The following is a 12476-nucleotide window of genomic DNA, read 5'->3' on the forward strand; positions in this document are numbered from 1 at the left end:
AGTAGAGAGTCACAGATGAGTTCATCTCCACCGCGACCGTCGGATAGCGACGAACCCGCCGCAGCCACCGCACGCAAGGCGAAGTCGCGCCGCAAACTGCGTCGACGCGCCGGCGGCACCGTCCTCCTGCTCCTCGGTCTCGTCACCGCGGGCCTGCTGGCGTCGATCCTCACGCCGCGGCCGCAGGTGGCGGTTGCCGACGAGTCGAATGCCGCGCTGATCGCCGACGGCAAGAAGCTCTACGAGACCTCCTGCATCACCTGCCACGGTGCCAACCTGCAGGGTGTGCAGGACCGCGGACCCGCACTGCTCGGCGTCGGCGACGCCGCGGTGTACTTCCAGGTCTCGACCGGCCGCATGCCCGCCGCCCGCGGTGAGGCCCAGGCCCAGCGCAAGCCTCCGAAGTTCACACAGGCGCAGATCGACCAGCTCGGCGCCTACGTCCAGTCGATGGGCGGTGGGCCGCAGGTCCTCTACGAGCGCAACCCGGACGGCACTGTCAAGAAGGACGAGCAGGGCCTGCCCGTGCTCGCGCAGTCGTCGCTGCGTGGCCAGAACCTCGGTCGCGGCAGCGAGCTGTTCCGCCTCAACTGCGCGTCATGCCACAACTTCACCGGCCGCGGCGGCGCGCTCTCGTCGGGCAAGTTCGCGCCGACGCTGAGCCACGTGGAAGAGCAACAGATCTACACCGCGATGCTCACCGGTCCGCAGAACATGCCGAAGTTCTCCAACCGCCAGCTCTCGCTGGAGGAGAAGAAGGACATCATCGGCTTCATCAAGTACGTCACCGAGTCCAAGCCGCAGGGCGGCTTCTCTCTCGGCGGCTTCGGCCCCGTGAGCGAGGGCATGGTGATGTGGGCAGTCGGCGTAGTGGCGATCGTCGCGGCCGCGATGTGGATGGGATCACGGACATGAGTGCAACCGGCGGTAAAGACGTTCCGTCGCAGGACGAACTCGATCAGATGAGCAGTGACGAGCTGGTCAAGCTCGGCACCAATCTCGACGGGGTGGAGATCATCCACCGCGCCGAGCGCTTCCCGGAGCCGGGTACCGGCGTCGAGAAGCGAGCCGAACGCCAGGTCGCGATCTGGTTCACCGTGGCCGGCATCTCGGCCCTGGCCTGCTTCATCATCTTCATCTGGAATCACTGGGAGTTCGCCCTCCCCGATTCGGCCGACTACTGGCGCTACACGCTCAACACACCGCTCCTGGGCGTGACGTTCGGGCTGTCGGTGCTGTCCATCGGTATCGGTCTGGTCCTGTTCACCAAGAAGTTCATCCCGTCCGAGATCTCGGTGCAGGATCGCCACGACGGCGGTTCGTCCGAGGTGGACAAGAAGACGATCGCAGCCGAGTTCAACGACTCGCTGACGACGTCGACACTGCCCCGGCGCAAGATGATCATCGGTTCGGCGGCCTTCGGCCTGGGCGCGTTCGCGTTCACCGGTCTGATCGCCTCCGTCGGCGGCATCATCAAGAATCCGTGGGCCAAGGGCCCCGATGCACCGCTGTGGCACACCGGATGGTCGCCGATCTACAACCCGGCGGATGATCCGAACGAGACCGTGTTCCTTCGTCGTGACACCGGTAATCCGTATCAGGTGGCCCTGGTGCGGCCAGAGGATCTCGACGCGGGCGCGATGGAGACCGTCTTCCCGTGGCGCGTCTCCGACGGCTACGGCGAGACCGAGGAGTCACGGCACAAGTTGCTGGAGAGTCTGCGCTACGTCAGCAACCCGGTGATGCTCATCCGTCTGCGTCCCGAGGACGCGGCGAGGGCCATCAAGCGCAAGGGCCAGGAGAGCTTCAACTACGGCGACTATTTCGCCTACACCAAGGTGTGCAGCCACCTCGGTTGCCCCACCTCGCTCTACGAGCAGCGGAGCAACCGCATCCTCTGCCCGTGCCACCAGTCGCAGTTCAACGCACTCGAGTACGCGAAGCCGGTCTTCGGCCCCGCAGCGCGTGCCCTGGCGCAGCTGCCGATCTCGGTGAACAATCAGGGCTACATGGTTGCCGCAGGCGACTTCATCGAACCCGTCGGACCGGCATTCTGGGAGCGTAAGTCATGACCATCGCCGACCGTCTCGCCAAGCAGGGCGAAGAGATCGACTCGCGCTATCACCTGTCGCCCGGCATCCGCCGCCAGATCAACAAGGTGTTCCCCACCCATTGGTCGTTTCTGCTGGGTGAGATCGCGCTCTACAGCTTCATCATCCTGTTGATCTCGGGTGTCTACCTGACCCTGTTCTTCGATCCGTCGATGTCCGAGGTCATCTACGACGGCGCCTACCAGCCGCTCAACGGCGTGATGATGACCCGCGCCTACGAGACGACCCTCAACATCTCCTTCGAGGTGCGTGGTGGTTTGTTCGTGCGCCAGATCCACCACTGGGCCGCGCTGCTGTTCGCCGCCTCGATCATCGTGCACATGGCCCGCATCTTCTTCACCGGTGCGTTCCGCCGCCCGCGTGAGGCCAACTGGATCATCGGCTCGGTGCTGCTGATCCTGGCCATGTTCGAGGGCTTCTTCGGCTACTCGCTCCCCGACGATCTGCTCTCGGGCACCGGCGTCCGCGCCGCCATGAGCGGCATCGTGCTGGGCATCCCGCTGATCGGCACCTGGATCCACTGGGCGCTGTTCGGCGGCCAGTTCCCCGGCGACATCATCATCCCGCGCCTGTACGTGCTGCATATCCTGCTGTTCCCAGGCATCATCCTGGCCCTGATCGGCGCGCACCTCGCGCTGGTCTGGTATCAGAAGCACACCCAGTTCCCCGGCCCCGGCCGCACCGAGAAGAATGTCGTCGGCGTGCGCATCCTGCCGGTGTTCGCGGTGAAGTCCGGTGCGTTCTTCGCCATCACCACCGGCGTGCTGGCCATCATGGCGGGTGTCTTCCAGATCAACCCGGTCTGGGTGCTCGGCCCGTACAACCCGGCGCACGTGTCCGCGGGTTCACAGCCGGACATCTACATGATGTGGACCGACGGCCTGGCCCGACTGATGCCTGCGTGGGAACTCTATCTGGGCAACTACACGATCCCGGCGATCTTCTGGGTGGTCGTGATCATCACGATCATGTTCATCCTGATGTTCGCCTATCCGTGGATCGAGAAGCGGCTCACCGGCGATGACGCCCACCACAACCTGCTGCAGCGTCCGCGCGACGTGCCGGTGCGCACCGCGGTGGGTGCCATGGCGCTGTCGTTCTACATCATCCTGACGCTGTCCTGTATGAACGACATCATCGCGTACAAGTTCCACATCTCGCTCAATGCGACGACGTGGATGGGACGTATCGGGTTGATCATCGTGCCGCCGATCGCATACTTCATCGCCTACCGCTGGGCTCTGGCCCTGCAGCGCAGCGACCGTGCGGTGCTGGCACACGGCATCGAGACCGGCATCATCAAGCGGCTCCCGCAGGGTGAGTACATCGAGGTGCACCAGCCGCTCGGCCCGGTCGACGACCACGGCCACCCGATCCCGCTCCCCTACGAGGGCGCGGCGCTCCCCAAGCGCATGAACAAGCTCGGTTCGGCCGGCGCGCCCGGTACGGGTTCCATCCTCGTCGAGGACCCGCCGGAGCAGCAGGCGCGCAACATCGAGCGCGAGCACGAGCAGGAGATGGCCGAACTCAAGGCCCTGCGCGAACTGCAGGCCAAGGACGGCAATCCGTTCGACTAGGGCGTGTCTCCCATATCTGACTAGCTCGGCAAAGACCTCGGCCATCGTCGTGAATGCGACGGTGGCCGAGGTCTTTTCGTCGACACAGCGCTAGGTTGGGTGACATGGCCCCGCTCCCCCGCCCGCGTCGCAGCCGTTCGGCAAACCTGTCCGACTCGTCCGGGCTCCGGCAGATCACCCAAGGCCTCGGGACGCTCGACGCCGAGATCTTCGAGACGATAGCCCGATCACCGAGCGTCGGACTCGATCTCTCGATGCCGGCACTCTCGCGGGCCACCGACCATTCCAAGCTGTGGATGGCGATCGCCGCGGGTATGGCGGTGTCGGGGCATCCGACCGCCCGTCGCGCGGCCACCCGCGGTATCGCCACCCTCGCGGTCACGAGCCTGGTCACCAATCAGGCGGCCAAACGACTACGGCGCCGCCCACGTCCCCTCCCACACTCGGTGCCGCTGGAGCGGCGGGCGCGCCGACTCCCGACGAGCAACTCCCTGCCCTCGGGCCATTCGGCGAGTGCCGCCGCATTCGCCCTCGGCGTCGGGGCCGAACACCCCCCGACCGGACTCGTCCTGGGGGGTCTCGCCGCTCTGGTGGGTCTGTCGCGGGTCGCCACGGGCGCACACTATCCCGGCGACGTCTTCGCCGGATTCGGCATCGGGGCGGCCGTCGCGGTCCTCGGCATCCACCTGGTGCCACCGATCACCGAGCCACACCTCGCCATCCCCTCCCCCAGTCGGGTGCCTGTGCCCCAGCGACCGACCGGCGCGGGTGTCGCCGTGGTGGTGAATCCCACCGCGGGGTCGGGTACCGGGCATCGCGTCCTCGACGAGATACGAGGTGATCTGCCGGAAGCCCGGATCGTGGAACTCGGCAAGGACGACGACGTGGCGGCGGTGCTGCGATCGGCGGCGGAATCGGCCGAGGTGCTCGGTGTGGCCGGCGGTGACGGGACGGTGGCCGCCGCCGCCGCGGTCGCGTTGGATCTCGACATGCCGCTGGCGGTGTTCCCGGCGGGCACCTACAACCATTTCGCACGCGACATCGGCTGCCGCACGGCTGCGGCGACGATCGGCGCGATCCGCGACGGGCAGGCCACCCGACTCGACGTGACCCTGCTCGACGACGAGCTGGTGATCCTGAATACCGCCAGCATCGGCGCCTATCCCCGCTTCATCCGCACCCGCACTCGCCTCGAGCGCCGGCTGAGTCGGCCGCTGGCGACCGCGGTCGCCCTGGCGCAGACCCTACGTCGCGACGCGACGGTCCGCATCGAGGTGAACGGTCAGGTCCTGGAGACGTCGTTGTTCCTACTGGGCAACGCGATCTACCGGCCGTCGGGTTTCGCCCCGTCGCGTCGCTTACGGCTCGACGACGGGCTACTCGACGTCCGCATCCTGGAACGCGGATCACACTTCGGTACGGTGCGTGCCCTCTTCTCGGTCATGCTGGGGCGGCTCGCGAACTCGCCGCTCTACCACGAGATGCAGGTGCCGGAGTTCACGATGACCAGCGTCGACGGACCCACCATGGTCGCCCGCGACGGCGAGATCGGCGAACCCCGCAGTGAGGCTCACTTCCGCGTCGCCTATCGCGCACTGGCGACCTATGCCCCGGCACGACCACATCACTGAGGACGCCACTGGCCGACCGGCAGGACCGCCCGCAGTACCGATGAAAAACCGCACCCGGTGACCGGGTGCGGTTTTTCAGATGAACGTGGAGATCAGTGCTTCTCGGTTCCGACGTGGTATTCGAATACCATTCCGGCGGCGGTACCCAGGATGACGACCGCGGAGAAGATCGCGAACCAGAAGTTGCCGGTCGCGAAACCGACGGCGAACATCGCCGCACCGCCGGCGATGAGGATCGGCCACCACGAGTGCGGGCTGAAGAAGCCCAGCTCGCCGGCGCCGTCCTCGATCTCGGCGTCCTCGAAGTCCTCCGGGCGGATCTCGACGCGGCGCGCCACGAACCGGAAGTAGGTGCCCGCGATCAGGGTCAGGCCACCGCTGAAGAACATGGCGGTCACGCCCGCCCACTCGACACCACGGCTGGAGAGCGCGGTGGTGATCGTGTAGATGATGCCGGCGAGGAAGAAGAATCCGGTCAGCAGTTCGAAGATCCTGGCTTCGATTTTCATCGGTTGGCTCCCACCGTGCAGTCTGGCAGAGACGTGTTTCCGGCGTCGCCGAGATCGGACGGGGTGTCGCCGTTGGTCTTGCGTCGGGTCTCGAACGGGACCGTGGTCACCGAGTGCGGAACCTCGCAGATCGCCTGGAGCGCCTCGGCGTTGGTGGCGAGCGGGTTGCGATCGCGGTAGAGGATGTAGGCGTCGAACTTCGCCGGGCTCACCGCGCGGACCTCGAAGTTCATCATCGAGTGGTAGGTGCCGCACATTTCCGCGCAGCGTCCGACGAAGGCGCCGGTGCGGTCGATCTGCTCCACCTGGAACTGGTTGTCGGTGTGGTTCTGCTTGGGGAACGGCATCACGTCACGCTTGAACAGGAACTCCGGCACCCAGAACGAGTGCACGACGTCCGCGGCGGCGAGGTTGAACTGGATGCGTCGTTCGGTCGGCAGCACCAAGATCGGGATCTCGGTCGACGAGCCGACGGTTTCGATCTTGTCGAAGGGCAGGTAGTCGCGGACGTCGTCGTCGCGTCCACCGGCGGGATACGGAACTTCCTCCTCCGCGCCGCCCACCATCTCGACGTTGGGCGTCTGCAGCTCGAACGGGCTGCCGTTGCGCTCGAAACCGTCGTAGGTGACGCCGTCGGTGAACTCGATCTTGTTGTAACCGAACTTCCAGTTCCACTGGAAGGCGGTGACATCGACGACGACCTTCGGGTCGTCGCTCTTGCGCTCGACGTCGTTCTGCACCACGACGGTGAAGTAGAAGAGCACCGCGATGATGACGAACGGAACTGCCGTGTAGGCGAGTTCGAGCGGCACGTTGTAGCCGGTCTGCCGCGGGAACTCGTCCTTCTGGCCGGCCTTGTTGCGGTGGAAGGTAATGGTCCAGAAGATCAGGCCCCAGACCAGGATGCCCATGACCAGGGCGGTGATGACCGACCAGGTCCACAGGTCACCCATCTTGGTGGCCTCCGGCGTGACGCCTGCCGGCCATCCGAAACGCATTGCCGTGCGGGCATCACAGCCCGACAGGAGCAATGCACCGAACCCGAGTGCGACGAGGATCCCGACCCGCTTGGTGATCCGCGACGCGGATCGGGCTTGTGGTGCCCGCGGCCGTCCACCGTGTGCCAATTTCACGCCTTCCCGCTCGCTCGGTGGGCATGTCGTGCCGACCGAGTTGCCATGCCAGATGACCCGCACAGTGCTTTCTTTGCCGTTGCCGGGCCCGTTCTCAGCCCGCACTACGGCAATTCTTGCATCTAGTACTACGCAGCGTAGACCAACACGGCGAAGCTTTTGCGATTGGGGTTTGACCCGGCTTCCGCGCCGTGGTGATCCGAGGACCGACGGCATCGCCCGGACGCGCTCGGCAAGGGGTTCGTCAGGCATACTCGACGCGTCGGAAGCACGTGCGATCGTCGATAGTGAGGGCTTTCTGGTGTGTGGTTTGCTCGGTCTGCTGACCCCGGACGGCACGGCGGGCACCGCCGTCGATCTGCTCTCCACCGCATCGCACTGCATGCGCCACCGCGGCCCGGACGAGCCCGGGACCTGGCACGACGACGACCTGGTCTTCGGTTTCAACCGGCTGTCGATCATCGACATCGAGCATTCCCATCAGCCGTTGCGGTGGGGGCCACCCGAGCAACCCGACCGTTATGCCCTGGTGTTCAACGGCGAGATCTACAACTATCTGGAACTTCGCGAGCAGCTGCGACGTGACGACGGTGCCCAGTTCGCGACCGAGGGCGACGGCGAGGCGATCGTCGCGGCATTCCATCACTGGGGGCCGGCGGCGGTCGGCCATCTGCGCGGCATGTTCGCCTTCGCGATCTGGGACACCGTGGACCGCTCGCTGTTCCTCGCGCGTGATCCGTTCGGCATCAAGCCGATGTTCCTCGCCACGGGTCCCGGCGGTACGGCGTTCGGCAGCGAGAAGAAGAGCCTGCTCGAGCTGACCGGACGCCTCGGTGTCGGCGACGACCTCGACCCGCGGGCCATCGAGCACTACACGGTGCTGCAGTACGTGCCCGAACCCGAGACCCTGCATGCCGCGATCCGCCGTCTGGAGTCGGGCTGCCACGCGACGGTCCGCCCGGGCGAGGAACCCCGGATCGAGCGCTACTTCACGCCGACCTTCCCGGTTCGTCCCTTCCCGACCACGCGTATCCGCTCAGGGGCCACCGACGACGCCAGCCAGGCCCGCTACGAGGAGATCGCCGACGTGTTGTCGGACTCGGTGGCAAAGCACATGCGTGCCGACGTGACCGTCGGTTCCTTCCTGTCCGGCGGTATCGACTCCACCGCGATCGCGGCGCTCGCGATCCGGCACAACCCGGACCTGATCACCTTCACCACCGGCTTCGAACGGCAGGGGTATTCCGAGGTCGATGTCGCCGTCGAATCGGCCGAGGCGATCGGCGCCAAGCACATCGTCAAGGTCGTCGGCCCCGACGAGTTCATCGCGGCGATTCCCGAGATCGTCTGGTACCTCGACGACCCGGTGGCCGACCCGGCGCTCGTGCCGCTGTACTTCGTGGCCAAAGAGGCCCGCAAACATGTGAAGGTGGTGCTCTCGGGCGAGGGCGCCGACGAATTGTTCGGCGGGTACACCATCTACAAGGAACCGTTGTCGCTGCGAGGTTTCGACCGACTGCCGACCGCGTTGCGGCGGCTGGCGGGCCGCGTCTCCGATCGCATCCCCGAAGGGGTTCGGGGCAAGAGCCTGCTGCACCGCGGCTCGCTCACGCTCGAGGAGCGCTACTACGGCAACGCGCGCAGTTTCGACGACGCGCGCCTACGGGCCGTGCTGCGCGACTACCGGCCAGAGTGGACGCACACCGACGTCACCGCCCCGCTGTACGCGATGTCCGACGGCCTCGATCCGGTGGCCCGGATGCAGCACATCGACCTGTTCACCTGGCTGCGGGGCGACATCCTGGTCAAGGCCGACAAGATGACGATGGCCAACTCGCTCGAGCTGCGCGTGCCGTTCCTCGACCCCGAGGTCTTCAAGGTCGCCGAGACCCTGCCCTTCGACGAGAAGATCGCCCACGGCACCACAAAGTACGCGCTGCGACAGGCGTTGGAGAAGATCGTCCCGCCCCATGTCCTGCACCGGCGCAAGCTCGGGTTCCCGGTGCCGATCCGCCATTGGCTGGCCGGCACGGAGATGTTCGACTGGGCGCACGAGACGATCGAACACTCCCAGACCGATCACATCCTCAACAAGAACGCGATCGTCGAGATGCTCAACGAGCACCGTGAGGGCATCACCGACAACAGCCGCCGGCTGTGGACACTGCTCATGTTCATGGTGTGGCACGGCATCTTCGTCGAGAAGTCGATCGTGCCCGACATCCGAGACCAGACCTACCCAGTCAGGTTGTAGCGCAGACCCCGAGGGGAACCCCAGCACACGCCGAGAGAACCCGAAATTCCGCCGAGAGAACCCGGCCCCACCAACAAACGGATGCTCTCGGCACGAATCCGGGTTCTCTCGGCGAAATTTCGGGTTCCCTCGGCGGTAGAGCCTAGAAAGCCGCCCCGACCTCCTCCGCCGCCGCATCACCATAGGCGTCGGCGATGCGTTTCAAGGCCAAGTCACGGTCCCAGGTCCAGTCCTGGGTGGACATCGTCTCGAGCACCAGCACCGCGACCATCGACCCGACCTGAGCGGCCCGCTCGAAACCGAAGCCCTTGGTCAGTGCGGACAGGAAGCCGGCACGGAAACCGTCGCCGACACCGGTCGGATCGACCTTCTCCGTCTCCGGCACAACCGCGACGTGGGTGCGCGCTCCCCCGCGCTCGACGATGTCGACGCCGTCCTTGCCGAGCGTGGTGATCCGCACACCGACCATGTCGGCGACCTGATCGGCGGACAGCCCGGTCTTCTGTTGCAGCAGGCCCCACTCGTACTCGTTGGTGAACAGGAAGGTCGCGCCGTCGATGAGTGCGCGGGCCTGGGCGCCGTCGAGCCGGGCCAGCTGTTGGGACGGATCGGCGGCGAACGGGATCCCGAGCGCGCGGCACCCGTCGGTGTGGCGCAGCATCGCCTCGGGGTCGTCGGCGCCGATGAGGACGAGATCTGGTGTCCCGGTCTCGGCGATCACATCCGCCAACGAGATCTCACGTGCCTCGCTCATCGCGCCGGCATAGAAGGTGGCCAGCTGTGCCATCGCCTGATCGGTGGTGCACATGAACCGCGCGGTGTGATGGATCTCGGAGATGCGCACGCCACGACAGTCGACTCCGTGTGCCTCGAGCCACTGCCGGTAGTCATGAAAATCGGAACCGGCCGCACCGACCAGGACCGGGCTGCCGCCGAGCTCCCCCATCGCAAACGAGATGTTGCCGCCCACACCGCCACGACGGATCACCAGATCCTCGACGAGGAAGCTCAACGAGATGTGCTCGAGGTGATCGCCGAGCAACTGTTCGGAGAACTTCCCGGGGAAGGTCATCAGATGGTCGGTTGCGATGGAGCCACAGACAACGATTGCCACGCGCAGGTCACCCTTCGGTTCTCGGGATCGGACAGCAGTCCACGCTACTGTGGCCCGCAAACGGATCTGACCGCACCCCCGCGGCGCGGGGATGCGGTCAGATGGTCAAATGACGCGCTACCTCAGTTGAACGAGTCGCCGCAGGCGCAGCTGCCGGTCGCGTTCGGGTTGTCGATGGTGAAACCCTGCTTCTCGATGGTGTCGACGAAGTCGATGGTGGCGCCCTGTACGTACGGGGCACTCATGCGGTCCACGGCTAGCGTCACGCCGCCGAAGTCGCCGGTGACGTCACCGTCGAGGCTGCGGTCGTCGAAGAACAGCTGGTAGCGCAGGCCCGCGCAACCACCCGGCTGCACTGCGATCCGCAGCGACAGGTCGTCGCGGCCTTCCTGATCGAGCAGCGCTTTCGCCTTGGCTGCGGCCGCGTCGGTCAGAATGACTCCGGTCGAGGTGGCGGTTCCGGATTCGTTCGAAACGGTCATCGATGCTCCTGTGTGTGTCGATTCGTGGTCCGGCCCGGACTGTCGGCCCACAAACGGGTACCGGCTCGCCGATGAGCCCACGTGCTGCATTCAACGGTACCTCGTCGCAGTCTATTCCTGCCGAGTCAACGATACCGTCGGTGTGAGCACCCGCCGCCGCGCCATCACCGAGTCGACGGTGAAGACGATCAGCGCGACCCAGACGATCGCGAATCCCGCCCACCGTTCCGGCGGCATCGGTTCGTCGAGCACCCACACCCCGATGACCAGTTGCATCGTCGGCGTCACGAACTGCGCGATCCCCAGGACCGTCAACGGAACCCGACGCGCGCCGGCCGCGAACAGCATCAGCGGCGCCGCGGTCACCACGCCGGCGAGCGCCAGCAGGACTCCGTGGCCCGTCCCGGCCGACACGATGGTGAGACCGGTCGTCATCGCGACGACGACGAGTTGGGCGATCGCGACCGGCGCCAGCCACAGCGACTCCATGACCAGTCCGCTGGTCACGTCGACCGCCGGACCGATATGCCTCTTGACCAGGCTATAGAAACCGAACGAGAACGCCACGGCGAACGCCAGCCAGGGCACCGCACCGTACCCGACGACGATGACCAGGGTGGCCAGGCCCGCGAGTCCCACCGCGGTCCACTGCAGGCGTCGGAGTCGTTCGCGCAGCACGAAGACACCCAGCAGCACCGTGACTATCGGGTTGATGAAGTAGCCGAGACTCATCTCGATGACGTGGCCGGTGAGTGCGGCGAGCACGAAGACCGTCCAGTTCACGAAGATGAGCAGGCCGGCCACCCCGGTCCACGCCACCAGGCGGCGACTGGCCAGGACCGCACGCAGCCGCGCTCCGCCCCCGACGATCGGGATCAGCATCAGATAGAACGCCAGCGACAGCAGAATCCGCCAGGCCACGACCTCCCACGGACCCGTCGGCTCCAACAGGACGAAGTAGAGCGGGAGAAAACCCCACAGCACGTACGCACCCACGGCATAGGCGGCGCCGGACAACCGCGCGGCGGGCCGGCCGGTCACCGGGGGTCACACACCGGCCACCCCGCTCGGAGAACTCTCGTCACCGCACTGCATCATGCGACGCCGTCACCCCACCCAGACGCGACCTTCTCCGCCAGCCGTGTCAACTGGTTGTCGGCGTCGTTCATCGCCACGTCGACCGACCCGGCCACGTCGACGATCGCGTATGCCCCGGCGATGCCCGCGGCCGCGACCTCCTCGGGCGTCAGCACGACCTGCCCGGCGAACACCACCGTCGGGACCCCCGCATCGGTGGCCTCGGCGTTCAGCGCCGACACGACCTTGCCGCGCAACGTCTGCGAGTCGAACTTGCCCTCACCGGTGATCACCAGGTCCGACGACGCGACGTCGGCGGCCCGATCGGTCGCCTCGGCGACGACGGTCGCGCCCGACACGCGTCGGCCGCCCAGCGCCAGCAGCGCGGCCCCGAGTCCGCCGGCCGCACCCGCCCCCTCCTCACCCGAGACATCGCGCCCGGCCATCCCCTCGAGCACCCGCGACCACTGGCCCATGCGTTCTTCGAGACGTTCGACGGTCGCCGGGTCGGCACCCTTCTGCGGCCCGAACACCGCCGCGGCGCCGAGCGGTCCCAACAGTGGGTTCTCCACATCGGAGGCGACGACG

The 12476-nt window shown here is 66.4% G+C and carries 11 protein-coding genes; 5 read left to right on the plus strand and 6 right to left on the minus strand.

Features of this window, described 5'->3' with window-relative positions; all coding sequences use genetic code 11:
* Window positions 1-15 precede the first annotated feature (15 nt).
* The 4 genes from qcrC to GORHZ_RS11780 all read left to right on the plus strand — a co-directional run bounded on the left by qcrC (window position 16) and on the right by GORHZ_RS11780 (window position 5319).
* Window positions 16-915, plus strand: coding sequence for a cytochrome bc1 complex diheme cytochrome c subunit (qcrC, locus tag GORHZ_RS11765; RefSeq protein WP_006333221.1), 900 nt, complete (start codon window positions 16-18; stop codon window positions 913-915).
* Window positions 912-2072, plus strand: coding sequence for a cytochrome bc1 complex Rieske iron-sulfur subunit (gene qcrA / locus GORHZ_RS11770; RefSeq protein WP_006333222.1), 1161 nt, complete (start codon window positions 912-914; stop codon window positions 2070-2072). The genes qcrC and qcrA overlap by 4 nt, the downstream gene beginning before the upstream one ends.
* Window positions 2069-3688 carry a cytochrome bc1 complex cytochrome b subunit gene (qcrB, locus tag GORHZ_RS11775; RefSeq protein ID WP_006333223.1) on the plus strand — a complete coding sequence of 540 codons (1620 nt, stop codon included), beginning with the start codon at window positions 2069-2071 and terminating at the stop codon, window positions 3686-3688. The genes qcrA and qcrB overlap by 4 nt, the downstream gene beginning before the upstream one ends.
* A gap of 104 nt (window positions 3689-3792) precedes the next feature.
* Window positions 3793-5319 carry a bifunctional phosphatase PAP2/diacylglycerol kinase family protein gene (locus GORHZ_RS11780; protein WP_006333224.1) on the plus strand — a complete coding sequence of 509 codons (1527 nt, stop codon included), beginning with the start codon at window positions 3793-3795 and terminating at the stop codon, window positions 5317-5319.
* Between the two features lie 92 nt (window positions 5320-5411).
* Here the strand turns inward: GORHZ_RS11780 and GORHZ_RS11785 are convergent, their stop codons facing one another.
* Together GORHZ_RS11785 and ctaC are read right to left on the minus strand one after the other, a co-directional pair.
* The gene (locus GORHZ_RS11785) at window positions 5412-5828 is read right to left on the minus strand and encodes a cytochrome c oxidase subunit 4 (RefSeq protein WP_006333225.1); all 417 of its coding nucleotides are present in this window, start codon (window positions 5826-5828) and stop codon (window positions 5412-5414) included.
* Window positions 5825-6955 carry an aa3-type cytochrome oxidase subunit II gene (ctaC, locus tag GORHZ_RS11790; protein ID WP_051998850.1) on the minus strand — a complete coding sequence of 377 codons (1131 nt, stop codon included), beginning with the start codon at window positions 6953-6955 and terminating at the stop codon, window positions 5825-5827. The genes GORHZ_RS11785 and ctaC overlap by 4 nt, the downstream gene beginning before the upstream one ends.
* Window positions 6956-7262: 307 nt before the next feature.
* On the opposite strand from ctaC, the gene asnB reads away from it, so the two are divergent.
* Window positions 7263-9215: an asparagine synthase (glutamine-hydrolyzing) gene (gene asnB, locus GORHZ_RS11795; protein WP_006333227.1), complete on the plus strand. Its 1953-nt coding sequence runs from the start codon at window positions 7263-7265 to the stop codon at window positions 9213-9215.
* A gap of 142 nt (window positions 9216-9357) precedes the next feature.
* Here the strand turns inward: asnB and GORHZ_RS11800 are convergent, their stop codons facing one another.
* The 4 genes from GORHZ_RS11800 to GORHZ_RS11815 all read right to left on the minus strand — a co-directional run.
* The gene (locus GORHZ_RS11800) at window positions 9358-10329 is read right to left on the minus strand and encodes a carbohydrate kinase family protein (protein WP_217998321.1); all 972 of its coding nucleotides are present in this window, start codon (window positions 10327-10329) and stop codon (window positions 9358-9360) included.
* 122 nt (window positions 10330-10451) lie between these two features.
* Window positions 10452-10811 (minus strand): HesB/IscA family protein, encoded by a 360-nt coding sequence (locus GORHZ_RS11805; protein WP_006333230.1) that lies wholly within the window; start codon window positions 10809-10811, stop codon window positions 10452-10454.
* A 111-nt stretch (window positions 10812-10922) separates the two neighbouring features.
* Complete coding sequence (gene rarD, locus GORHZ_RS11810) at window positions 10923-11852, minus strand: EamA family transporter RarD (protein WP_006333231.1); 930 nt, start codon at window positions 11850-11852, stop codon at window positions 10923-10925.
* Window positions 11853-11905: 53 nt separating this feature from the next.
* On the minus strand, window positions 11906-12476 hold a 571-nt coding region (locus tag GORHZ_RS11815), incomplete at its 5' end, for a glycerate kinase (RefSeq protein WP_006333232.1).

The organism is Gordonia rhizosphera NBRC 16068 (genome assembly GCF_000298195.1).
Lineage (GTDB): Bacteria > Actinomycetota > Actinomycetes > Mycobacteriales > Mycobacteriaceae > Gordonia > Gordonia rhizosphera.